Source organism: Metabacillus schmidteae (assembly GCF_903166545.1).
GTDB classification, from domain to species: Bacteria; Bacillota; Bacilli; order Bacillales; family Bacillaceae; genus Metabacillus; species Metabacillus schmidteae.
Genome location: NZ_CAESCH010000002.1, coordinates 454,553 through 477,368, shown reverse-complemented (window position 1 = coordinate 477,368; position 22,816 = coordinate 454,553). Strand labels below are relative to the sequence as shown.

Here is a 22,816-nt window from a genome sequence, read left to right as displayed (position 1 = left end):
TATGAACAATTTAAAGGGTTGTTTTAAGAACTTAAAATTTAGAAATAAAATATTATTTATTTGTCTATTATCGGGTTTATTCCCCGTTATTACTTTGGGGAGTTTTTGGTATAATCAGATCCAACATTTATTCATCACACGCGAAAATGAAGTGCTAGATGAATCTCTTAATCAGGCAATCTCAAGTCTTGATTATAAAGTAAACACTTATTTTGATGCAATGAATCATATTGTTTGGAATGAAGATGTAAAAAGAGGTGTAACTTCTACTTATGACAATAACTATGAAATGTTTTTATTTTATCACTATACACTTGATCCACTATTAAACACTTCAAAGTTTTTACAAACAGACATTAATAGAATTACAATTTATAGTAATAATAAGATGCATTCACACGGTGAGAGTCTCAGACCTTTATCAGATATTGAACAATACAGTTGGTTTGAAAGCATTTCGGAAGCATCCACACCAAAATTAATCGTATCAGCTAAAGAAGAGACATTCGAGGTTGCCAGCCAATTATTTGATCGTCACCATAATACGACGAATATTGTTTACATGGATATCGATTATGAAAATGTGTTTGAATCAATGTCCACCTTATATGAAGATAACTACGGACTCATTATTCTTGATGAAAATGGTAAACCTGTGTTCCAAATAAACCAATTTTCAGAAAAGAAAATGTCTTATGCCTTAACAGAAAACGAATTACTAAAACGATTAAGTGAGGATACATTAAAAGAACACTATATATATAAGAAAGCTGAACTTACCCCTTATAATTGGACAGCCTATCTTTATCGTCCCTATGGTACAGTCTCTGCTTCTTCATTCGGACTTGAGCTTACCTTTTTTATCGTTGTTCTTTCCTCTATCCTAATTCTGTTTTTATCTATTTATTTTCTTTCAAAAGTGGTCGTACGACCGTTAATCATGTTATCTAAAAATATGGAACAGGTTGAAAAAGGGGAATTGGTCGTAACGGTAACCAACACAGCATCTGATGAAATCGGTCACTTAATTCAAAAGTTTGGAAATATGGTTCATAAATTAAACACAATGATTAATGAAGTATACAAAAGTAAAATTGCTCGTCAAGAATATGAGATAAAAGCATTACAAGCCCAAATTAATCCTCACTTTTTCTATAACAGCCTGTCACTAATTAACAGCAAGGCAATTATGGCTGATCAAGAGGATATTAGTCACATGGCTCAGTATCTTTCAACATTTTACCGTACAACATTGAATCAAGGAAAAAATACTATTTCTGTTAAAGATGAACTTGAAAATACAACTTCCTATATTCAAATTCAACGAATGATGCATTCCGATTCATTTGAGGTTCAATGTGAAGTAGAGAAGGACATCCTTCATTACACGATGATCAATCTTCTTTTACAGCCGTTGGTAGAAAATGCCATCAACCATGGGATTGACCACAAAGTAACACCCGGTAAAGGGATTTTAAAGATATCAGGCAAACAAACTGAGGATCACTTGATTTTCACAGTATCTGATAATGGTTGTGGAATAGAAACTGAAAAGCTGGAGACCATTTTAACCAACAAAACAAAGGGATATGGAGTAAGAAATGTCCATCACCGCGTACAACTTTCCTACGGGCATGAGTTTGGTTTGGATTATCAAAGCGAAGTCAATAAAGGAACAACCGTAACCCTTACGATTCCTAAAAGTCGGTAAGGGTTACGAATTAGGAATTGCTGTATTATTAATAACGCCTCTCACCTTTACTATGTGAGAGGCGTTATTTTTATAATTTTTCTCCATTACTTTCAATCACGTCTTTATACCAATAAAAAGACTTCTTCTTTTTTCGTTCTAATGTTCCGCTGCCATCATCATGTTTGTCAACATAGACATATCCATAGCGTTTTGAGAATTCACCGGTAGACATGCTGACCATATCAATACAGCCCCAGCTTGTATAGCCCATTAACTCAACACCATCTTCGATTGCTTCTCCCATTGCTTTAATATGTTCTCGAAGATATTCAATTCGGTAATCATCATTGATTGAGCCGTCACTCTCCACCTTGTCATATGCTCCTAATCCATTTTCCACTACAAATAGCGGCTTCTGATAGCGATCATATAATTTGTTCAAACTGATGCGTAAACCTTCCGGATCAATTTCCCAGCCCCAGTCACTTGCTTCTAGAAACGGATTTCTAATTCCACCAATGATATTTCCTTCAGATGATTCTTCATCTGATTTCACTTTCTTCTCCGTACGGGACATATAATAACTAAAACCAACATAATCAACTGTCCCTTCCTTCAATAATTCCAAATCACCATCTTGAATATCTAATTCTATTTGATGTTCTTTAAAGTATCTCTTAATAAAAGCTGGATACTCACCACGGACTTGAACATCTCCACAGAAGTAATTGAATAACTGCTCTTCCTGTAAAGCATGCATCACATTTTGCGGGTTGCTATCAAAAGCATAAACAGGCGCAAAAAGAATCATACAACCAATTTGAGAATCCGGAATCATTTCATGACAAGCTTTAACCGCAATTGCACTTGCAAGAAATTGATGATGATATGCCTGGAATGTAGGCTGGTATTTGTCCTCTTCCTTTTGAATTGAAAACCCAAGTCCATTAATCGGCATCACTATACCACTATTAATCTCATTAAAGGTCATCCAATTCTTCACTTTGTTTTTATAACGAGTAAAAATCGTTTTCACATACCGCTCAAAGAACGTAACTACTTTACGGTTTCTCCAACCACCATATTCCTTCACCAAATGAAGTGGCATTTCATAGTGAGAGATTGTGACAACAGGTTCAATTCCATACTTATGCAATTCATCAAAGACACTGTCGTAAAAGTCCAGTCCTTCTTGATTCGGCTCTAGCTCATCACCATTTGGGAAAATTCGCGTCCATGCAATTGACATACGAAATGCTTTGAATCCCATTTCAGCAAACAGAGCAATATCTTCCTTATATCGATGATAAAAGTCGATTGCTTCGTGATTAGGATAATAATATTGATCAGGATGGATTTCAAAGTCAAATCCAGGTTTTACTAAGAATTCATACCGAGCTTTACCTCCCGGAAGGACATCGGCAATATTTAACCCTTTATTTCCTTCATTATATCCACCTTCAATTTGGTTAGCTGCTGTTGCGCCGCCCCATAAAAATCCTTTAGGAAAAGGATAACGTGTCATTTGGTTTACCTCCAGATATTATTCCATATTAATATTGACTATACTTGTCATATTATTAGTAAGCAAAACTTGGCTTACGATCAAACACTAATGGAAATAGCATACTTACTTTTAGGTAAATAGTATACAAGTACACTGGAAATAGGTATTTGTCACAACAATTAAAACATGTTCCTTTTATGTAACACTGTGTTTCACCAATAAAATTAAGAGACCCACCTTTACTTCAAGTGAAAAAATGTACTAAGATGGAGAGTACTTATTTCATCACAGATGGAGGCTTTAGCTTGAATGTTACAGAAACAAAAAATAAAGAAATACCATACAAAACCATTCTATTATACTTGCTCGTAGCACTCGCTTTTGCAGCATCACTTATTTTTGTAAACAATAACTATTCATTTTATGATCGTCCTATCGCTGAGGTTTTAAAAACAGAAATAACAGACTCTAGTGAAGTCATAGATCAGTATGATAATAAAGATCAGCTTTCTACCCAGAAAATCATCGCTGCAATAAAAAACGGGGATAATAAAGGACAAGTTATCCACTTAACAAATGAATTTTCATCTTCAAAAGCGTATGACCAAGAATTTCAAGCCGGACAAAAAATATTTGTATCGATTGATGAGAACAATGGAAAACAAACCGATTTAACTGGCACAATTAAAGATCTGAAACGTGATACTTACCTATTAATTGCAGCTTGGATTTTTGCTATTATCGTGTTAGCTGTCGGCCGAAAACAAGGTTTCTTCTCTCTCATCAGTCTAGTAGTAAATGCCGTGATACTCTCATATGCCTTAGATCTTTATCTCGATCAACCAGATCGAAACCTAATCGTTATTTGCAGTATAGCCGTCATTTTGTTTACGATTATATCTTTATTACTTGCTAACGGCTTCAATGAAAAGACCTATGCAGCCATTATAGCGACATTGTTTGGAACGTTTCTTTCTCTGTTCATTTCCTATCTCGTTATTTGGTTGACCTCTGAAGAAGGGCTTCGATATGAAGAGCTTCAATTCATAACCCGTCCTTACCAAATGGTGTTTATGGCAGGGTTATTTCTAGGTTCGTTAGGAGCGGTAATGGATGTAGCAATTACAATGTCTTCTTCCATATTTGGATTGTATGAAAAAAATAACAACATTGCTGTAAAAGCACTGAAAAAATCAGGTATGGAAATAGGGAAAGATATTATGGGAACGATGACAAACATCTTATTTTTTGCTTATATTAGCGGTTCACTTCCAATGTTGATCTTATATTTAAAAAATCACTCACCATTGGGATACACTCTTTCCATGAATCTTTCACTAGAATTAGCTAGAGCACTAGCTGGCGGGATTGGAATTGTCATCACCATTCCTATTGGTTTATTTATAACGATATTTTTCATTAATAGAAAGAGGGCAAAATTATGAATGCATTAGTTGTACTCGCAGTCATCTTATTTCTATTAATGACACTTATAGGTGGAAAAAAAGGAATACGGTCATTTTTAGCATTGTTCTTTAACTTTGCTGTCATTTTTATCCTTCTCTTCTTCTTGAATGATCCAAATATCGATCCGATCATTATAACGATTTTTGCAAGTATTATGATTAGCTGTATTAATCTTTTTTATATAAATAAAGTGAATAATACAACGATACCTGCATTTATTTCAACAATTATTTCGATTGTGATTCTACTTTTATTTATCATCTTTCTTACTAAAAATGCCATGATTCAAGGCTTTGGTGAGGAAGAAGTTGAAGAGCTTAGTATTTTTTCTCTTTATATCGGAATTGATTTTACAAAAATCGCAGCTTCCGTCATGATCATGAGCACAATTGGTGCCATTACGGATACAGCAATCGCTGTCTCATCTCCTATGCGGGAAATTCATTTTCACAATCCTGGCATTAATCGAAAAGATTTATTTACATCAGGATTAAGCATTGGAAAAGATATTTTAGGAACAAGTACGAATACACTGTTTTTTGCTTTCTTCGGAGGATATTTAGCCCTACTTATTTGGTTTAAAGATTTAACATACTCTCCTGGTGAAATAGTGAATTCAAAAATATTCAGTGCTGAGATGCTCACATTACTTTGTGCAGGAATCGGTGTAACCATGGTTATACCAATAACCTCCTGGATTACAGCATTGTATTTATTGAAACATCGAGAAAAAGAATGAAAGAGCTGGACCGCAATGAAACGAACTTAGTTTTTACCCTAACTGTATTAAAAAAACAAAGGATCGAAAACAGCCTTTTTGTAAGATATATCATACCGGACAGAAAATACATTCCTTTTCCTTATATATATAATAAAGAATTCTTTTTGGTAGAGAAAAAGGAAAAGGGTGAGAATATTGAAGATGAACGAAGCGGTAGAGATGCTCACTAAAGCAGGAGTCTCTGAAAATATAAGAACACTCACAATTAGAAAATGGATAAAAGAAGGTAAAATCACCTCAGATGATACGAATGGATACAGCCTTGATCACCAAACAACCGAGCTGCTACAAAGTAGCTTACGAGAAGAAAAAAAAGAAATCATCAAGCAGTTTCAATCAAAATTAAAGGTACAAGATGAATATATTGAGGGAATCAAAGCACTGCATGAAAATTCTTTAAAGCAAAGAGAGCAGCTTCATCAAGAAATATCACTTCTCAAAAAAGAAAAGAATGATTTACAAAAAGAAATGAATTCTTTACTTACAGAAAATATCCGTTTAAGAAATGACTTAATTAAGCACAAGGAGAATTCAATACATACTAATTCTACTAAAGCTCATGAACAAAAAAGAGAAACAGCTCCCTTACAGATACGCTTTCCCTTACAGGACTATCGGGATAAATTAGGTTTATCAAAATTGTCTGGGAAAAAAGAAGTCATGACTGCTTATAAAGAGCTATTGAAAATATCCCACCCTGATCACGGTGGACAACTGAAATCCTTTCAATACATTAAAGCAGATTTTGATCAGTTTAAGAAGGATTTTAAAGGAAGGTAGGAACAAAATCTTTATCCTTTTAAAGGAAAGGGTGGCAATGTTTAACCGATATTGCTACCTTCTTAAGATATTTAGAATCTTTAATCATAGTAGAAAAAATTAATTTGCGATAGAATTGACATTTTTGATCATTTTTTCATCAACCTTACTGACCAAATCTTGAATCGTTTGTGCTCTTAGATAATCCTCCATCTTTTGTTCAGCTTCATTCATCACTTGTTCAATTAAGCAATTTTCCCGATTATGTTGGGTATGATCTAAACTACAATGGAACAAGGATGAAGTTCCTTCGATGGCTTGGATAATATCGAGAAACGTAATATCTTTTACATCCTTTATTAATTTATATCCACCGTTCACACCTGTAACTGACTCAATAAAACCTGATTTAACTAAAGTGGTTAACACTTTAGAGAGATAGGTAGGGGACACTTTTTGTACCTCTGCTAGAGGCTTTACCCCAATTGTTTTTCCAGATGGCAATAGAGCCAAATAAACAATTGTATGGAGGGCATAATTCGTCGCCTTTGAATATTTCACAGTTCTCACCTCTAATTAGGGACTTAACAAGTCTATAATATCTATAAGATATCTCTTTGTCAAATGAACGACACAAAAGAACTGTAAATCCATTCTTATTGTTCTTTTCATAATTTTGAATAAAACCATTCATCTATCACATCCTAAGAAAAAAAATTAAGGATGATTCAGGTGTTAGCTACTGTATTTAGAATCGTAAACGCAATTTTACTGTGGGCGAGTATCATCAAATATCTTCCTAAACAATCTTTTAAAAGATATTTGCCTGTGACATTATTCTGTTCATGTCTTTTATTAATTCAAACCGTTCTTAACCCTATATTCAATTGGTGGCAGGTAAAAGGCGGAACAAAATATATGGTATTTGATGCATTAGCATTTATTATTGGACCATTTTTCACAATAAATTTGTGGGTATTTCATTTGACATATGGCAAGTTTTCTTTATATGCACTTTGTAATCTTATGATGGACTTGGTTTTTGCTTATTTCTTTAATCCCATTTTTCAGAAGATTGGGCACTATAAATTAAAAAAATTTACTTCTACCACCCTTTTTTGCATTTCTTATTCACTTGCACTTTTGAATTATGGTTTTCAAAAATTATATGAAAAAATAGATTCCAATGACTCTACAGTCTAAAAGCACACCTCTTATAAGATGTGCTTTTTCTCGTTCATAATGAATAAGACGTGAACGTTTTAGGTTCACGTCTTACATTACCATTACTTACATACACAATATAGCAACCTACAAAGTATCCTGAGTCTGTTTAAGAGTACGAAAACTCTTTATTTTTTCTACTATATACTGAAAACCATATAATAAATAGGCCTTGTAGTGTATATATACAAAAAATTGAATCCGATTCAACCTATTCAGCCGTATAATCTTAAACCTTTTTAAAACATCCATGACAATAAAGGCAAAGATTCCATCAGCAATAGCATTAAGCATAATAAACTTTTTAAAGTTTCCAAATGAAAACTTAAGTAACCACATGGAGAGAGGCATGTACGGCCCAACACTAAAAGGAAGTTCATCTTTTATAAACAATTTACGCTTATCATAAAACTTCCACCAATTCCGTTTATTTCCGTACAAGTGATTAATAATCTCAAACACAATGATAAAAATACCAGCCCAGGAATATCGCTTAAAACTTTTCTTTCCTATAAATAACAATGTTAACCATGGAAAGATGATTATCGATAGATTAAATAATAAATGTTTCCGAGTCATAAAACACAATCACCTCAACTACTTAAGCTCTTATAATAATAGCCAAGATATACTAAAAACAACGCTTATCCAGTAATTAATATGAATAAAATAAAAATCCTTATCTATCCCCGATAAAAATACCCTTTACTCAAATAATGAAAATATTATTATGTACTTATCATATTTTAATCATTGAGAAATCGATAAAAAAATTTATCATAGTATAAGTAAGCAATTTCCCTATCATTTTCACACAAATAATAGAGGGGCTGTAATAGTGAAATTTAAAAAAGGATTAAAACGAACGGCTATCTTTTTATTTCTATTAGTTTTATTTATGTTCCTTAATAATAGTTCTCTGTTTACGAAAGACCGGGACGAAATAGACCCCTTCTTGCTAGCTCATCGTGGGCTTGGACAAACTTTTAGTATGGAGGGAATTGAAGGGGATACTTGTACAGCAGAGCGTATTTATGAACCTGAACATCCTTATCTTGAAAACACGATACCTTCAATGAATGCTGCGTTTGATGCGGGTGCCGATATGGTTGAGTTTGATATAAAGCCGACTAAAGATGGTCAATTCGCTGTTTTCCATGACTGGACACTAGAATGTCGAACAAATGTAGAAGGTACGACAAAAGACTTTACAATGGCTGAATTAAAGAAAATTGATATTGGCTATGGATATACAGCCGATAATGGAAAAACCTATCCTTTTCGAGGAAAAGGTGTAGGAATGATTCCCTCTTTAGATGAAGTTTTAAATCAATTTCCAAATAAGTCATTCTTAATCCACATTAAAAGTAATGATCCTGAAGAGGGAATTCAACTAGCCAATTATATAGTGAAGCTTCCTAAGGATCACTTAAGTCAATTGACGGTATACGGTGGGGATGAACCGATAGCATCTTTAAAAGAACAAATCCCTGAGTTACGGGTTATGTCAATGGCAACAGTGAAAAGCTGTATGATCCCATATATTGCTGTTGGCTGGACAGGTTATATACCATCAGCTTGCGATCATACACAATTGCATATACCGGAGAGTATTGCTCCATGGATTTGGGGATGGTCAGACAAGTTCTTAAACCGAATGGAAAGCGTTGATACACGAGTGATTACAGTTGCAGGTGATGGAGGCTGGTCAGAAGGATTTGATCAACTGCAGGATATAGAAAGACTGCCTTCCAACTATTCCGGAGGCATATGGACAAATCGAATTGATAAGATTGCACCGCTTTTTAACAATGTTAAATAGAATTACCTAATAAGGCGCTATCCTTGTCCTGAATAGCGCCTTTACTTACTAAAAAAAGTGAATGATTATAAAAACTTCATCTGATACTCAGCTTTGAACATTTCTCCTGCGCCGAGCTTATTTATTCCAAGTTTCTCCTCCAGCTTCCCGGATGTATGATATGTATCTGCAATGCCATACCATGGTTCAATACATACAAACGGTGCTATAGTGCCATCCGCATCCATATATTTTGACCAGATCCCTACAAAAGGAAATGCTTCAAAGCTAACTTCTACACCATGATTTGATTTAGCTGAAATTAATTTAATGATATCTATATTACTATAAACAAGAGCATCATTTTTAAAAAGAGAATTAGAAAGCTGGACCGTTGAAATATCATTAGCTGTTCCTTTCTCATGAATAAGTGAATTTTTAAGTTCATATTGAACCACATCTTTATTTGGTGATGGAGTAAAGTGTAAATGATAATCCTCAATTGTTTCATTTTCTAAAAGCGGAACTTTAAATGCAGGATGCGCACCAATAGAAAAATGCATCACATCTTTGTTTTCGTTTACTATTTCCCACCGGACAATGAGTGCATCGTATTTTAACATATAATGAATAAATGCTTTAAATTCATAAGGGTAAATATCAGTAAATCGTCCAGCCGACTCACATACAAAAGAGACATTTGTTGGTGTCTGTTCATGAAGATCAAATGTAATATCTCTTAAAAAACCATGTTGGGACATAGAGTAGTTCTGACCATTAAGTTCATACTGATCTTCCTTTAATCGTCCAACAATCGGGAATAAAACAGGAGAAACGCGCCCCCAATATGTACTATCACCTGTCCACATATAGTCCAGCCCGTTTTTCTTATGTTTCACTTTACGCAGCTCTGCTCCGTCTCTTATAAACTCAACTTTTAACCATTCATTTTCTAATGTAATCAACATCTTAGACCTCTCTTCTTTTACCTCGTTTTCTTACATTAATTATACCCTTAACTTTATGTATCTCTTATAAAGAGGGAAAAACTTTTTATTTTTTAGTGAACCTTTTTCCCTACTCATTTGTATAGTTAGTAAATAGATAAATGGGAGATGTTAGAAATGGATACTGGTTGGATTGTTTCTCTGATCGTAGCAGGCTTTTTAATGATTTTTATTTTAATGATTGCTATTCCAATGGACCGTAAGTATGTCGTCCGGGAAAATGGTAAAATCAATTATAAGAAAACAAAAATCTATTTAAGATGGAATGTCTTTGATACCCTTACCCTAGGTCTAGCCATCTATTCGATTATTTGTGTTCAAGTTCTTAATTATTTAGTCTCTAGTGGTGAAACAATTGAAAATGATTTTGTGCAATTTTTTACGAACCAAGGACAGGTATGGACACTCGTAGCAATCATGTACTTAATAAGCAGGGTGTCGATGACCTTGAAAGCTATCAAGGAACGCTGGGGCGATGAGATTGATTGAACGTGAAGATGAATTAATGATCGCATATCAAAATGGTGATGACGAAGCCTTAGACCGGATCTATACCATATTAAGGCAGCCTCTGTATTCGTTTATTTTTCGCTATTCCAGAGATGAGCAACTAACCATTGATCTCGTACAGGACACATTTGTTAAACTACAACATTATAAGCATGATTACAATCCAAAGAAAGGCAAACTAAAGTCATATCTTTTTCAAATTGCTTATCGATTAATGGTCACAAAACTAAACCGCCGCAAGAAATGGAGAAATCTTTTGCCCTTTCTTACTCCGATTCAGACTGAGGAATTTCACCATTCTGACAGAATGACCATTCGGGAAGCCGTTGCAAATCTCCCAGAAATACAACGTGCAGTTATATTACTTTTCTATTATCACGATATGCCACAAGAGGAAATTGCCAAGATCCTTGGGATTCCACAAGGGACGGTTAAATCAAGATTACACACGGCAATCAAAAAATTAAAAGAAGAATTGGAGGGTGACGAATATGAGTCAGGATCCCTTTAAAAAGGATCTTCACCTGAGTAAAAAGTTGGATGAATACCACATAGATATACCAGATTTCCCAATGAAACCGAATCGATGGGAACGATTCATCAATTTTCTGGCTTCACCAGCAAAAGATCCTCTAGATCCATTACTATCTACATCGAACGGACTTTTGGTTTTAAAACTTATTCCAATATTAGGAACCTGCACCATCGCATTAATTCAAATTTTACTTTTTCTGTAATTTTCACACCCACGGAGTACACATTGATAAAAGTGCACTCCTTTATTTCCTTCTAAACATCTTTTCATATCTCCTCACATTTAAAACTCAAAAAAACATAAAACCTACGAAGTCTGTACCATGTAGTTAGTCACCCCGAAAATTCTTTTTCACATAGAAAATCATTCGGATATTTTCATTAAAAGTGGGAATAGTAACAAAGACTTAAATGGTCATATATTACTTTTTTGAAAGGGGATTTACCATGAATAATAAGTGGATTCTTATGTTAGTAGGTCTTGTTTTTTCAGCAATGATTGCCGCAGGTTGTAACGCTGAACCAGATCCTGCACCACCTGCAGATGATCAAAACCAGGTAGATCAGGAAGATAATACAACTGATAATAATGGAGATATAGAAGAGAATGTACCAGGTGTTGATGAAGACGACACTATGACAAAAGATGACGAAAATGATAAAGATCCTGACCCGGAAGATCCAATTGAGGATGCAGAAGATATGGGCGATAATAATAATAAAGACGAATAAAAAAAGAGACCAGATTTACTTTGAAATGTCAAAGTAAATCTGGTCTTTATTGATAACCATCTGATTTCTGCGAAAACATGACCATTATCGCTTTTTCATTTCTACCTTTTTTGGTTTTTACGTATGCATTATTACTGCTTCACGTAGTAAAAATATACGCATTTCTTTTTCTCGTATACTTTTATTCCTTTTTCATTTAATATACGATACACAAATGGATATTTATGGATAATTCTATCACTTTCGATATCACTTCTACCTTTTTTTGGTTCTTACGTATGGATTTTTACTGCTTCGCTTTGTAAAAGCATTCACATTTCTTCTTTACGTATGTTTTTATTACTTTTAACCTTTTAAACCATACATAAATGGATAATTATCACAATTACCATTGCTTTCGAAAGCCTTTTTACCTTTTCTTGGTATTTATGTATGAATTGTTACCGCTTAGCTTTGTAAAAGCATTCACATTTCTTCTTTACGTATGTTTTTATTACTTTTAACCTTTTAAACCATACATAAATGGATAATTATTACAATCACCATCGCTCTCGAAAGCCTTTTTACTTTTTTTGGTTCCTTTGCATGAACTTTTACCACTTGGCTTTGTAAAAGCAGTCACATTTCTTTTTTACGTATGTTATTCTCTCCAAAATTTCGTATAGTCCGCTTTATCTTGAATGTTAAACTCAATCATTTTTTCAAGCAATTCATAGTTTACCGGTTCCTTCCACGGAATTCGAAACAAGCCTTTTGTAGCACTGTATCCAGCTTCGGTAATGTCATTTGCAAAGTGCACCATTCCAACTTCCTCGGGGGATATGCTCATATGATTTTTTGCTGTGGAAAAGCCGATGATGTATGTACCATGATCTGTAAACATTGGTGTATTCCATTTTATTTGCCCTTCCAAGTTGGGAAACCTATTTGCAACCCACGCCAAAATTTCCTCAGTGCGCTCACGGTGGTCGGGGTTATCAATGCCTGCTAAATATTTTGCAAAGACCTCCATATTTTACCTCCTTGTTTAACCTGTTATATTATTACTATTTTCCGTTCAAATCTAGTCACTCTATGAAACCAATTTTAACATGATTCAAATCCCTTTACCGTATAAATGTTCGGCGTACAATTTCTTCTTTTCTCAACCATACTGCAATAGTTATCCTCCACTCCCGGTAGTTTATCGACCAAACTACAGCTTTTTTCCTCCAAAGTGTGCTTATTTTCCACCGTGCCCTCAATTTCTTTCTTAAGAGAATTCAGCTAAAAGATTAAGAAATCCTTGTATAAATCTTTATAAAATCTTAAAAATTCCCACCTATACTATAGACAACCCGTTACGGAATGTATTCATAGGAGGAAGAATAATGGAAAATTCGATGATATTTACAATTGATTCATGGTATATCCTTGTTCCATTTTTTATCGTTATTTTACTATTGTTGATTTTTAGAACATTTTTCAGAGCGAAGCATAGCCTTTGGCAATTTCTCTTATTAACAACCTTTTTTGTTTATTTTTTATGTATGATTCATTTAGTCTTCTTCCCAATAGAGGTGAATATTGGAGAATATGCAAACCTTACCCCTTGGTATATATCAATTAATTATATTCCAATTTTAACGATTGATCTTAAAACATTTCTACTAAATATCATCATGATGGTTCCGTTTGGAATGTACTTACCTTTACTTAATCAAAAGGTTCATTCAATAAAAAAGGCAGCATTTCATGGATTATTAATCAGCTTGTCCTTTGAGATCATCCAAATCGTTCTTAAGGCTGCTTTAGGAAATGGTAGAAGCACAGACATTAATGACCTTATTGCAAATACACTAGGTGCAGCTGTAGGTTTTTTATTATTAAAGAAATTAACAAAGATAGATGTACTAAGTGGTGTAGTTCATAAGTTAAACTTAGATAAAGAAACTTAAGGCCGAATAATCCCCGACACACCAAAGAAGCTGACCCGTCACAATAGTGTGCAGGTCAGCTCATTTTACCTATTCAATTACTTCTACACGTACGTTTTTACGTCCCCATTGTAGAGCATCTTCGTGGTCAGGAATGAACACATCAATTTCATTTCCATTGATACCACCGCCTGTATCCGCTGCTATCGCAACTCCAGCACCTTCTACTTTTACGATAGATCCAAGTGGTATGACACTAGGATCAACAGCAATTACATTCGCATCAGGGTATTTTTTTAAATCAAGCCCCATCCTTGTTACACCTGAACAACCATCACAATTCGCTGTGAATGCCGTGCTTGCCACAGTTACTGTTTTACCGGCAGCTGAACCGCGTTTAGCCTTCCGATCCAACGCTGATCTTGTACTCGGCCCTGCAATTCCGTCAACCGCTAGTCCTTGTTGCTTTTGAAAACTCTTAACCGCACTCACTGTGCCGTTTCCATAAATACCATCTAAACTTGAATTGTAATGACCTGTTTGCTTTAACTGATATTGAATATGTATAACTTGCTTTCCAATGTTTCCATATCGTAAAACTTTCAATGCATGGTTCGTTTGCGGTCCTGCAATACCATCGACCTTCAGGTTGCGTTTACGTTGAAAGTCTTTGACTGCTTCTACAGTGATATCTCCATAGTATCCTGTTGATGTATGATAAGGGAATACCCCTTTTGTCATCAAGTAATCCTGTAATTCGTCAACATCTGTTCCTGATGATCCCTTCGTTAGTATCCGATCTCCCATTGCAGCTTCTGTAAATGAAGGGGCTGCAGTCATACCAACTCCAAAAACAAAGACCATAAAAAGCAAGTCTCTAATCCTTTTTAACATAAAAAATCCTCCCCATTTTCTTTTTACATAAAAGAATTCGAGAGGAATTGACATTATTCGTGTATAACAAACAGATTCACAACGTTAGGCCCTTAATAAACCATTTTTTTGAAATAACCTGTACTATATGGAATGCATGAAATACACATCATACTTCAGACCCTACTTCTATCAAAAATGATCCTGTTTTTAAAAATAAATCATATTGATGAACATTGACAACATACATCTCTTATCAAGAATATTCTATCTTTCAAGAGCTTGATCTTTCAAGAGCTTGATCTTTCATTATCTGTATACGATTTATAGAATGCCTGATAGATTTTTGGTACATTAATAGTGATATAATACGGAAACGAATAGGGTTTGTTTTTGCAAACTATAGTTAGTCCAACCTTAATGACAATAAGTCATCAGCAGATAAAGTGAAAAGGGGTTTTTCACATGTTTGATTTATTACTCACAATGGTCGAACGTCTTGGCATTATTGTCATGATTGCCTTCATTTTAACGCGATTCAAGTTCTTCCGTGAAATGATTTATCACGATCATCTCAATCACAAACAGCATGTGACAGCCATGATTTTCTTCGGCTTTTTCGGAATTATCGGTACATATTCAGGGTTGAGCCTTAGTACAGAAACTCTCCAATTTAATCGTTTGCCTTCCGATCTTGCCGCTGATGAAGCGATTGCCAATTCGCGAGTAATTGGTGTCGTTTTGGGTGGGCTCCTTGGTGGTTATAAGGTTGGGATTGGTGCCGGTATAATTGCAGGGCTTCATCGGTTAACATTAGGCGGTTTTACAGGGATTTCCTGCGGGTTGGCTACCATTCTCGCAGGTGTGATTGCAGGATTTTTTCATAAAAAGAACAAACATGTAAAATTACGTTCTGCATTCTTAATTGGAGCTTTAGCAGAGACATTGCAAATGGTCATTATCTTGCTTATCTCGCGGCCATTTGAGCAGGCTTTGGCATTAGTGGAAGTGATCGGAATTCCGATGATTTTTGCGAACGGCGTCGGATCTGCCCTTTTTCTATTGATTATTAAAAGTGTTTTTAATGAAGAAGAAAAGGCCGGTGCCATGCAGGCTCAGAAAACACTGCGCATTGCCGACCAAACACTTGCTTATTTACGAAACGGTCTTACCTATGATTCTGCTGTTGCCGTTTGTCATATTATCCATAATGAAATCAAATCAAGTGCCGTGGCGATTACCAATACAAAAGAAATTCTGGCCCATGTTGGTCTTGGCTATGATCATCACCGTGCAGAAAGCCCCATCCAGACGAAGATTACATTGGATGCCATTAAAAAGGGTAAAATCGTTGTGGCAAATCAACGCTCGATTCATTGTCGTGTTGAAGGATGTCCTCTCGGTGCAGCAGTAATCGCTCCTTTATACTTGCGCGGCAAGCCGATTGGTACGTTAAAATTTTATTTTCGCTCTGAAAAAGAAATCACGAATGTTGTGATGGAGCTGATTACCGGGCTTAGTTCAATGATCAGCAATCAGCTTGAAGTCTCTGAAGCAGATAAAGCCTATCAGCTTGCAAAGGAAACAGAGATACGGGCACTTCAAGCACAAATTAGCCCGCACTTTTTATTTAATACACTTAATACGATTGTTTCCCTTATACGCATTGATCCGGCTAAAGCACGTAAGCTACTTGTTTCTTTGTCCCATTTTTTACGACAAAACCTAACTGTGACAACACATAACAAGATTATGCTGGAGCAGGAATTACGTCATGTAAAAGCGTATTTAGCGATTGAAGAAGCTCGGTTTGTTGATCGATTAGAGGTTTTCTATGATATAGATGAAGGAGCTCTTTTTCAAAGCATCCCTCCTCTTACCCTGCAGCCGCTTGTTGAAAATGCCATGAAACACGGCTTCAGGGATAAGGATGAAAACTGTATGTTGAACATTACAATAAGAAAGAAAAAGGACGTTACATATATAAGTGTGAAAGATAATGGAAAAGGAATGAGCAAAGAACTCGCTAAACAAATTTCCCAAACTCCAATTCAATCTGAGAAAGGAAGCGGTCTTGCTATTTATAATGTGAATCGCAGGCTGACGATGATGTTTGGAGATGAAGCAGCACTAAAAATCGTGAGCGAACCTGATAAAGGCACAGAGATTGCCTTTTCAATTCCGTATGAATTGGAGGAAAAAGAAAGTGAAATCATCCATTAAAACGCTAATTGTCGATGATGAATTATATAGTCGCGATGAGCTAAAGCATTTATTACAGGAATATCCTGCTATCAACATTATTGGTGAAGCAGAATCAGGTGAAGCGGCAGTCATGAAATCTCTTCAGCTTCAACCTGATGTTGTTTTCTTAGATGTAGAGATGCCAAAAATGAATGGCATGGCAGCCGCAAAAGCACTTATGGAACTAAAAAAAGTTCCACTTATTGTCTTCGCGACAGCGTATCCTCAATTTGCGGCTGAGGCGTTTCGTTATGATGCCATTGATTATTTATTAAAGCCATATGATGAAGATCAATTACAGGAAACCATTCAGCGAATTGAGAAAAAATTAGCAAATAACGATGAAGGTGAGATCGGTAAACGTTCCGGGAAACTACCTGTTGAGTCAGAGGGAGAAATTTTTTATCTTGAACCAGCGGACATTCTGTATATATACAGGGATGAAAAAGTAACAAAACTGATCACAAAAACTGGGGAATTTGAAACGAAAACACCTCTTAAGGAGCTGGAAAGCAGACTTAGTGTGTTTGATTTTTTCCGCATACATAAGAGCTATCTTGTGAACTTGTCATACGTTTCGAAGCTAACTCCATGGTTTAATGGTGCTTATCAGCTTCAAATAGAAGGCAGAGAGGAATTATTGGCAGTAAGCCGGAATTATGTGAAGTCACTAAGAGCGCGCTTGGAAATATAGTTTCTTACTTGCATCTTAATCGTGATTTTTAACATGATAATCTTCGTTTTTGACCTTTTAATCCCAAACTCCCCTTTTCAAACTGGGATTCTATTATACTTTATGTAAACGCATTCATAATTTCATGAAGATGAGGAGGAGTAATCATGTATACGTTTTTAGGAGGTATTGCTCTTTTACTTATAGGTTATTTCACATACGGAAAATTTATTGAAAAAATGTTCGGGGTAAAAAAAGATCGTGCCACTCCAGCATATGTGAACAGCGATGGTGTTGACTATGTTCCAATGAGCACATCGAAAAATTCACTCATTCAATTGTTAAATATTGCAGGAACTGGACCTATTTTCGGTCCAATAATGGGAGCGCTTTACGGACCAGCAGCGTTTATCTGGATTGTTGTAGGCTGTATATTTGCCGGGGCTGTGCATGACTATTTAACAGGAATGATTTCTATCCGAAATCGCGGCGCCCACTTACCTGAACTTGCAAGTAAGTTTCTTGGCAAAGTGATGCGTCACGTTGTAAACGCATTCGCAATCTTGCTTTTATTATTAGTAGGAACAGTGTTTGTCTCAACACCAGCAAGCCTTTTACATGTGTTAATGGATGGCAAAATTGCATTAGGTGTAATCATTGCAGCTATTTTCCTTTATTATATTTTAGCTACTCTATTACCAGTTGATAAAATTATCGGTCGCTTATATCCATACTTTGGAGCATTGCTCGTTGTCAGTGCACTTGGAGTAGGTATTGGTCTTGTCGTAACAGGAGCACCAATCCCTGAGCTTTCTTTCCAGAATTTTCATCCTGATAACGCGCCTATTTTCCCATTGATCTTTTTCACCATCACTTGTGGTGCTCTTTCAGGATTCCATGCTACACAAACACCGATTATTTCACGTACAACACAAAATGAAAGACAAGGACGTAAAATTTTCTACGGTATGATGATTGCTGAAGGAATCATTGCAATGATTTGGGCAGCAGCTTCTATGAGCTTATTTGACGGTTATAATGGTTTAAATGAAGTTCTTGCAGCCGGTGGTCCTGGTGCGGTTGTAAGTGAAGTTTCAACAATGATGCTTGGCGCAATAGGCGGTACTCTTGCCGTACTTGGTGTTGTCGTTTTACCGATTACATCTGGTGACACTGCTTTCCGAAGTGCACGTATGATTATCGCTGAATACATGAATATCGCACAAAAGAAAATCTCAAGCCGCTTGTGGATTGCGATCCCTTTATTCGTTATCTCAATTGTCTTAACTCAGATCGACTTTAACATTCTATGGAGATACTTCAGCTGGGCCAACCAAGCAACAGCTGTGATCGCATTATTTGTCGGTGCCATGTATTTATATATCGCAAAGAAAAATTACTGGGTATCACTTATCCCGGGATCGTTCATGCTCGTCATGGTTATTACCTATATTCTAAATGCCCAAATCGGCTTCCGCTTACCGATGAATATATCATGGTATGGCGGTGTGATCGGAACAGCTATCCTGCTAGTATTATTCTTCCGTGCTGCTAAAAAAGCCCGTGCGAATAATTTGCCGCTTGATGAAGATATTACAGGTTGGGATAAGGTGGCTTAATGAACAGCTGTTATATTAAGGGAAGAAAAGGGAAGCAATTTGCTTCCCTTTTCTTGTTGTATGAGACATATTAGCCCTTATATTGGATTGCAAAATTGCCCCACTAAATATCTACTGTTATATTCGTTGTAATGCAGAAAATGTTTTAATATCATTTTTACTAACTAATGGTGAATTTCTAATTGTTATTGTCACAAAATTACCTGTGCTTCCATAAGAGTGCAAGATCATTTCACGCTCATCTTTTTTTGATTTCTGTTGCCCAAGATATTTTAACTCTTCGTTTATCTCTTGATTGCAAAGAATATACTCTAAAAAACTATTGAGCATTTCATGATCCGGCACTCCTATTACAGTATATGATTCTGAATAATAAGCTGTTTTATTTGTTAATGATTTCAATGTTACATTCACATTATAGAAACAATTATACTGATCCATTATTTACCACCCTGAAGTTTTTCAAGATTGTAACACTGTAAAGCGTAACCAAGCAAGGATATTTTTTATCATTGTCTATTAATTAAAGATAATGAAAGGTTATGCTCTGTAGGTATACATGCTAGAATTAAAGAGAGTAAAAGAGTGAAGACAAACAGAACCAAAAGCAGCTTACAATGATCTTTAGAAGGTGTTTAATATGCCAGACTGGTCTTATCATCCATTACATAAGCTTTTACTAAATAAGATAAGCGCGAAAAACAGCCGAGAGTTTCTTCATAAATCAATGAGTACACTATCGTCCATTCCTGGAGGTCGGGCTTTAATTGGGTTTTTAGGGCATATGAACCCGCCAAGGGAATTACAAAGGGATATTTATCATACTAAATTTCCGTCTCCTATTGGGTTGAGCGGCCAAATTGATCCTAATATGTCCGGAATAAATGCCTTTCAGGAATTAGGATTTGGGTTTTTAGAAATAGGGCCTATTGTGTTATACGAACCTAAGGAAAAACATGAACCGAAAAGGGAAAATAATAGAATTCTATTTTCTAATTATCAGGAAAAGGTTCCTCTAAAACTAGTAATTAAGAAATTAACGAAACTAAATATCGAGATTCCTATCATTGCTAAAATAGATTCACAAGTTAAAAGTAATGAATGGGACATTATTGTGCAACATTTGGCTCCTTTCGTTGATGCTTTTATTGGTACATCAGAACAAATACATTCTTCTGTCACACATAAAAGCTCACTTTGCTTGGATCGTTCGTTTTATGTGTCTTTTTCTACTGATGAATTAAACAAAATCAAATCACAAATGGAGAATTTATCACAATATTCATCTATTGCCGGTATAGTTTTACATGCTCCTTATCAAGCTGTAGGCAGCTATTGGCATGAAGAAACACAAACAAATGAACTTTTAACCAAAACGGTCAAAGAAATTAAAAGTTTATATCCTGAACTAATCGTCGTAACCTCAGGTGGGGTAGAGACACCTGATGAGGCTCTTGCTTTAGTTCAGGAGGGTACAGATTTGCTATTGTTAACAGATGGCTACATAAAAGCTGGCCCAGGATTACCAAAACGAATTCACGAAAAATTATTACATGAAGAAGTTCAACCCATGCCTAACCAAAAGTGGTACTGGTCATTTCTTTTCGGATTCTCTATTTTATTTGGAGGTATCATTGCCTTATATTTTGCCCTTACAAGTATTATCTTGCCTTATGATGAAGCATTTATTGGACTAACTAAAACAGATATCTTACAATTGAATCCACGTATACTAGCCTTTATGTCACACGATCGAATGGCGTTAGCCGGAACAATGATCTCTGGCGGAATAATATATATCCAGCTTGCAAGACATGGGATAAAATATGGTTTACATTGGGCCAAAGTTGCTTTTCATAGTGCAGCAATTGTAGGTTTTCTAGGAATTTTCCTTTTTATCGGTTTCGGTTACTTTGATTGGCTTCATGGTTTATTTTGGCTTGTGTTATTACCTATCTATTATTTTAGCTTCAGGGAAGGAAGAAAAGTCATAGGTACTCCCTCTTCTAGTCATGGAAAGAATGATAAAACGTGGCAATACGGAATCTATGGACAGCTAATGTTTGTTATTTTAGGCTTTTCTATATTAGTAGGAGGTATCGTTATTTCTGTAATAGGAGTAACAAAGGTATTTATTACGACAGATCTAAGCTTCTTGTGCATGTCACCACAAATGATTGATACGATAAGTAACAATTTGATTCCTGTTATCGCACATGACCGAGCTGGATTTGGCGGTGCATTAGTAAGTGTTGGCTTGCTTGTTTTAACGCTTTCATTATGGGGCTTTAGAAAAGGAGAGCGTTGGATTTGGAATACCCTTGCGATTGGAGCATTACCTGCATTTATTGCTGGAATTGGAACACATTTTTATATTGGGTATACAACCTTTATTCATTTACTTCCTGTTTACTTTTTAATTCTTTTATATATTGCAGGTCTAGTATTATCTTATCCTTTCTTAAAGAAAAAATAAAAACTCCCCTTAAAGTTGGCAGATATTTATTTTAAACCTACCTTAAGGGGTACTTAACAAGCTTTATCATCATTGAATTACACTTTATTACGTATAATTTCAAACGTCATTTTCATTATATAAAGCTTCCATCACTCTTCCTATTTCCAATAAGAAGGCTTCTTCATCAGGTGTTAATAAAGTAGGAAACTGAAAATTCATGACATCTGATTCCATTACTTCCTGTGCTTGTACAAGTTGTTCTGCAAGCTCTTCATTATTTTCGACATGCTTTGTTGCCAATTCAGTCAGCTTAACAAGAACATCAAATGCTTCTGGAGATTGTGGCGTAATTTTATCTTTCATCAATTTTTTCACCGTTGCCAACCAATCTAACATTTCAACATCTAATTGCTGACGCTGTTCTTTTGGAAGAGCAAAAAATTGATTCGCAATGTCGTCTGAAAAATAATCTTTTATCCATTCAATTTGGTCTTGTTCATGTTCCATCTGAAAAATTAAAGAACTTAAAACCTTCCACGTGATCGACTTCCCATTTTCGATTAAGAATTGAACACGCTCTATTGCTTCGATTGCGCGATTTAACTCGTTTCTTTTTTCTGTCAGAAGATTATGCTGCAAGGGTAAAGATTTATTCAGTTGGGTAACGGCATCCGTATCATTTTTAATTAATTCTTTTATTCCCTGTAAAGAGTATCCTAAAAATTTTAGAGACTGAATTTGTTGCAGTTTCGCTAATTCAGTTAATCCGTATAACCTGTGACCAGAGCTATTTTGTTGTGTTGGATTCAGAAGACCGATTTCTTCATAAAACCGTAAAGTCCGTACCGTGATCCTTGCTCGTTTTCCAAACTCACTAATAGTAAAAAACGGTTCTTGATTTTCCATTATTCGTCATCCCTCCTTAAATTTAGGTTAGCATATGACGTAACGGAGAGCGCAAGCCGAAAACGCATTATGAGAATAAAATTAAAATTCCACTAATAAGTTGAAAGACCCT

At 35.4% G+C, this 22,816-nt stretch carries 23 protein-coding genes; 15 read left to right on the top strand and 8 right to left on the bottom strand.

Going from position 1 to position 22,816, the window contains the following annotated elements:
- Position 1: 1 nt before the first annotated feature.
- Complete coding sequence (locus HWV59_RS23095) at positions 2–1,711, top strand: sensor histidine kinase (RefSeq protein ID WP_175640416.1); 1,710 nt, start codon at positions 2–4, stop codon at positions 1,709–1,711.
- 70 nt (positions 1,712–1,781) lie between these two features.
- Here HWV59_RS23095 and HWV59_RS23090 read toward each other — a convergent pair whose 3' ends face one another.
- A complete protein-coding gene (locus tag HWV59_RS23090; protein WP_175640415.1) occupies positions 1,782–3,218 on the bottom strand; it encodes a glycoside hydrolase family 1 protein in 1,437 nt (478 codons plus the stop codon).
- A 287-nt stretch (positions 3,219–3,505) separates the two neighbouring features.
- Here HWV59_RS23090 and HWV59_RS23085 point away from each other — a divergent pair, with 287 nt between their 5' ends.
- The 3 genes from HWV59_RS23085 to HWV59_RS23075 all read left to right on the top strand — a co-directional run bounded on the left by HWV59_RS23085 (position 3,506) and on the right by HWV59_RS23075 (position 6,228).
- Positions 3,506–4,645: a YibE/F family protein gene (locus HWV59_RS23085; protein ID WP_175640414.1), complete on the top strand. Its 1,140-nt coding sequence runs from the start codon at positions 3,506–3,508 to the stop codon at positions 4,643–4,645.
- Positions 4,642–5,406, top strand: a complete 765-nt coding sequence (locus HWV59_RS23080) for a YibE/F family protein (protein WP_175640413.1) — start codon at positions 4,642–4,644, stop codon at positions 5,404–5,406. Before HWV59_RS23085 ends, HWV59_RS23080 begins: the two co-directional genes overlap by 4 nt.
- 177 nt (positions 5,407–5,583) lie before the next feature.
- Entirely contained in the window at positions 5,584–6,228 is a 645-nt protein-coding gene (locus tag HWV59_RS23075; RefSeq protein ID WP_175640412.1) for a hypothetical protein, read from the top strand.
- 99 nt (positions 6,229–6,327) lie between these two features.
- Here HWV59_RS23075 and HWV59_RS23070 read toward each other — a convergent pair whose 3' ends face one another.
- Positions 6,328–6,768 (bottom strand): Rrf2 family transcriptional regulator, encoded by a 441-nt coding sequence (locus HWV59_RS23070; protein ID WP_175640411.1) that lies wholly within the window; start codon positions 6,766–6,768, stop codon positions 6,328–6,330.
- Positions 6,769–6,939: 171 nt separating this feature from the next.
- Here HWV59_RS23070 and HWV59_RS23065 point away from each other — a divergent pair, with 171 nt between their 5' ends.
- Complete coding sequence (locus HWV59_RS23065) at positions 6,940–7,410, top strand: stage III sporulation protein AF (RefSeq protein ID WP_235991880.1); 471 nt, start codon at positions 6,940–6,942, stop codon at positions 7,408–7,410.
- A 108-nt stretch (positions 7,411–7,518) separates the two neighbouring features.
- Here HWV59_RS23065 and HWV59_RS23060 read toward each other — a convergent pair whose 3' ends face one another.
- The gene (locus HWV59_RS23060; protein WP_102233131.1) at positions 7,519–8,010 is read right to left on the bottom strand and encodes a hypothetical protein; all 492 of its coding nucleotides are present in this window, start codon (positions 8,008–8,010) and stop codon (positions 7,519–7,521) included.
- 256 nt (positions 8,011–8,266) lie between these two features.
- Here HWV59_RS23060 and HWV59_RS23055 point away from each other — a divergent pair, with 256 nt between their 5' ends.
- A complete protein-coding gene (locus HWV59_RS23055; protein WP_235991901.1) occupies positions 8,267–9,253 on the top strand; it encodes a glycerophosphodiester phosphodiesterase family protein in 987 nt (328 codons plus the stop codon).
- A gap of 65 nt (positions 9,254–9,318) precedes the next feature.
- Here the strand turns inward: HWV59_RS23055 and HWV59_RS23050 are convergent, their stop codons facing one another.
- On the bottom strand, positions 9,319–10,200 hold the full coding sequence (locus HWV59_RS23050) for an aldose 1-epimerase family protein (protein WP_235991879.1): 882 nt from the start codon (positions 10,198–10,200) through the stop codon (positions 9,319–9,321).
- 147 nt (positions 10,201–10,347) lie between these two features.
- On the opposite strand from HWV59_RS23050, the gene HWV59_RS23045 reads away from it, so the two are divergent.
- From HWV59_RS23045 to HWV59_RS23030, 4 genes are all read left to right on the top strand, one after another.
- Positions 10,348–10,728, top strand: a complete 381-nt coding sequence (locus tag HWV59_RS23045) for a group-specific protein (protein WP_321197735.1) — start codon at positions 10,348–10,350, stop codon at positions 10,726–10,728.
- Complete coding sequence (locus HWV59_RS23040; protein ID WP_407941649.1) at positions 10,715–11,260, top strand: RNA polymerase sigma factor; 546 nt, start codon at positions 10,715–10,717, stop codon at positions 11,258–11,260. Before HWV59_RS23045 ends, HWV59_RS23040 begins: the two co-directional genes overlap by 14 nt.
- A complete protein-coding gene (locus HWV59_RS23035; RefSeq protein WP_175640409.1) occupies positions 11,241–11,486 on the top strand; it encodes a hypothetical protein in 246 nt (81 codons plus the stop codon). The genes HWV59_RS23040 and HWV59_RS23035 overlap by 20 nt, the downstream gene beginning before the upstream one ends.
- A 244-nt stretch (positions 11,487–11,730) precedes the next feature.
- Positions 11,731–12,015 (top strand): hypothetical protein, encoded by a 285-nt coding sequence (locus tag HWV59_RS23030; RefSeq protein ID WP_175640408.1) that lies wholly within the window; start codon positions 11,731–11,733, stop codon positions 12,013–12,015.
- 640 nt (positions 12,016–12,655) lie between these two features.
- Here HWV59_RS23030 and HWV59_RS23025 read toward each other — a convergent pair.
- Positions 12,656–13,027, bottom strand: a complete 372-nt coding sequence (locus HWV59_RS23025) for an iron chaperone (RefSeq protein WP_175640407.1) — start codon at positions 13,025–13,027, stop codon at positions 12,656–12,658.
- Between the two features lie 358 nt (positions 13,028–13,385).
- On the opposite strand from HWV59_RS23025, the gene HWV59_RS23020 reads away from it, so the two are divergent.
- On the top strand, positions 13,386–13,952 hold the full coding sequence (locus tag HWV59_RS23020; protein WP_102233126.1) for a VanZ family protein: 567 nt from the start codon (positions 13,386–13,388) through the stop codon (positions 13,950–13,952).
- A 69-nt stretch (positions 13,953–14,021) separates the two neighbouring features.
- Here the strand turns inward: HWV59_RS23020 and HWV59_RS23015 are convergent, their stop codons facing one another.
- Positions 14,022–14,825: a peptidoglycan-binding protein gene (locus tag HWV59_RS23015; protein ID WP_102233125.1), complete on the bottom strand. Its 804-nt coding sequence runs from the start codon at positions 14,823–14,825 to the stop codon at positions 14,022–14,024.
- A 444-nt stretch (positions 14,826–15,269) separates the two neighbouring features.
- On the opposite strand from HWV59_RS23015, the gene HWV59_RS23010 reads away from it, so the two are divergent.
- The 3 genes from HWV59_RS23010 (at position 15,270) to HWV59_RS23000 (ending at position 19,340) form a co-directional block, all read left to right on the top strand.
- Positions 15,270–17,027 (top strand): sensor histidine kinase, encoded by a 1,758-nt coding sequence (locus tag HWV59_RS23010; RefSeq protein ID WP_175640406.1) that lies wholly within the window; start codon positions 15,270–15,272, stop codon positions 17,025–17,027.
- Positions 17,011–17,742, top strand: a complete 732-nt coding sequence (locus HWV59_RS23005; RefSeq protein ID WP_175640405.1) for a LytR/AlgR family response regulator transcription factor — start codon at positions 17,011–17,013, stop codon at positions 17,740–17,742. The genes HWV59_RS23010 and HWV59_RS23005 overlap by 17 nt, the downstream gene beginning before the upstream one ends.
- A gap of 146 nt (positions 17,743–17,888) precedes the next feature.
- Positions 17,889–19,340, top strand: a complete 1,452-nt coding sequence (locus HWV59_RS23000; RefSeq protein WP_175640404.1) for a carbon starvation CstA family protein — start codon at positions 17,889–17,891, stop codon at positions 19,338–19,340.
- A 117-nt stretch (positions 19,341–19,457) separates the two neighbouring features.
- Here HWV59_RS23000 and HWV59_RS22995 read toward each other — a convergent pair whose 3' ends face one another.
- A complete protein-coding gene (locus HWV59_RS22995) occupies positions 19,458–19,781 on the bottom strand; it encodes a hypothetical protein (RefSeq protein ID WP_175640403.1) in 324 nt (107 codons plus the stop codon).
- Positions 19,782–19,980: 199 nt separating this feature from the next.
- Between HWV59_RS22995 and HWV59_RS22990 the strand changes: the two genes are divergently transcribed.
- Positions 19,981–21,816 (top strand): dihydroorotate dehydrogenase, encoded by a 1,836-nt coding sequence (locus HWV59_RS22990; protein WP_175640402.1) that lies wholly within the window; start codon positions 19,981–19,983, stop codon positions 21,814–21,816.
- 99 nt (positions 21,817–21,915) lie between these two features.
- On the opposite strand, the gene HWV59_RS22985 is transcribed toward HWV59_RS22990, so the two are convergent.
- Positions 21,916–22,704, bottom strand: coding sequence for a MerR family transcriptional regulator (locus HWV59_RS22985; protein ID WP_175640401.1), 789 nt, complete (start codon positions 22,702–22,704; stop codon positions 21,916–21,918).
- Positions 22,705–22,816: the final 112 nt, after the last annotated feature.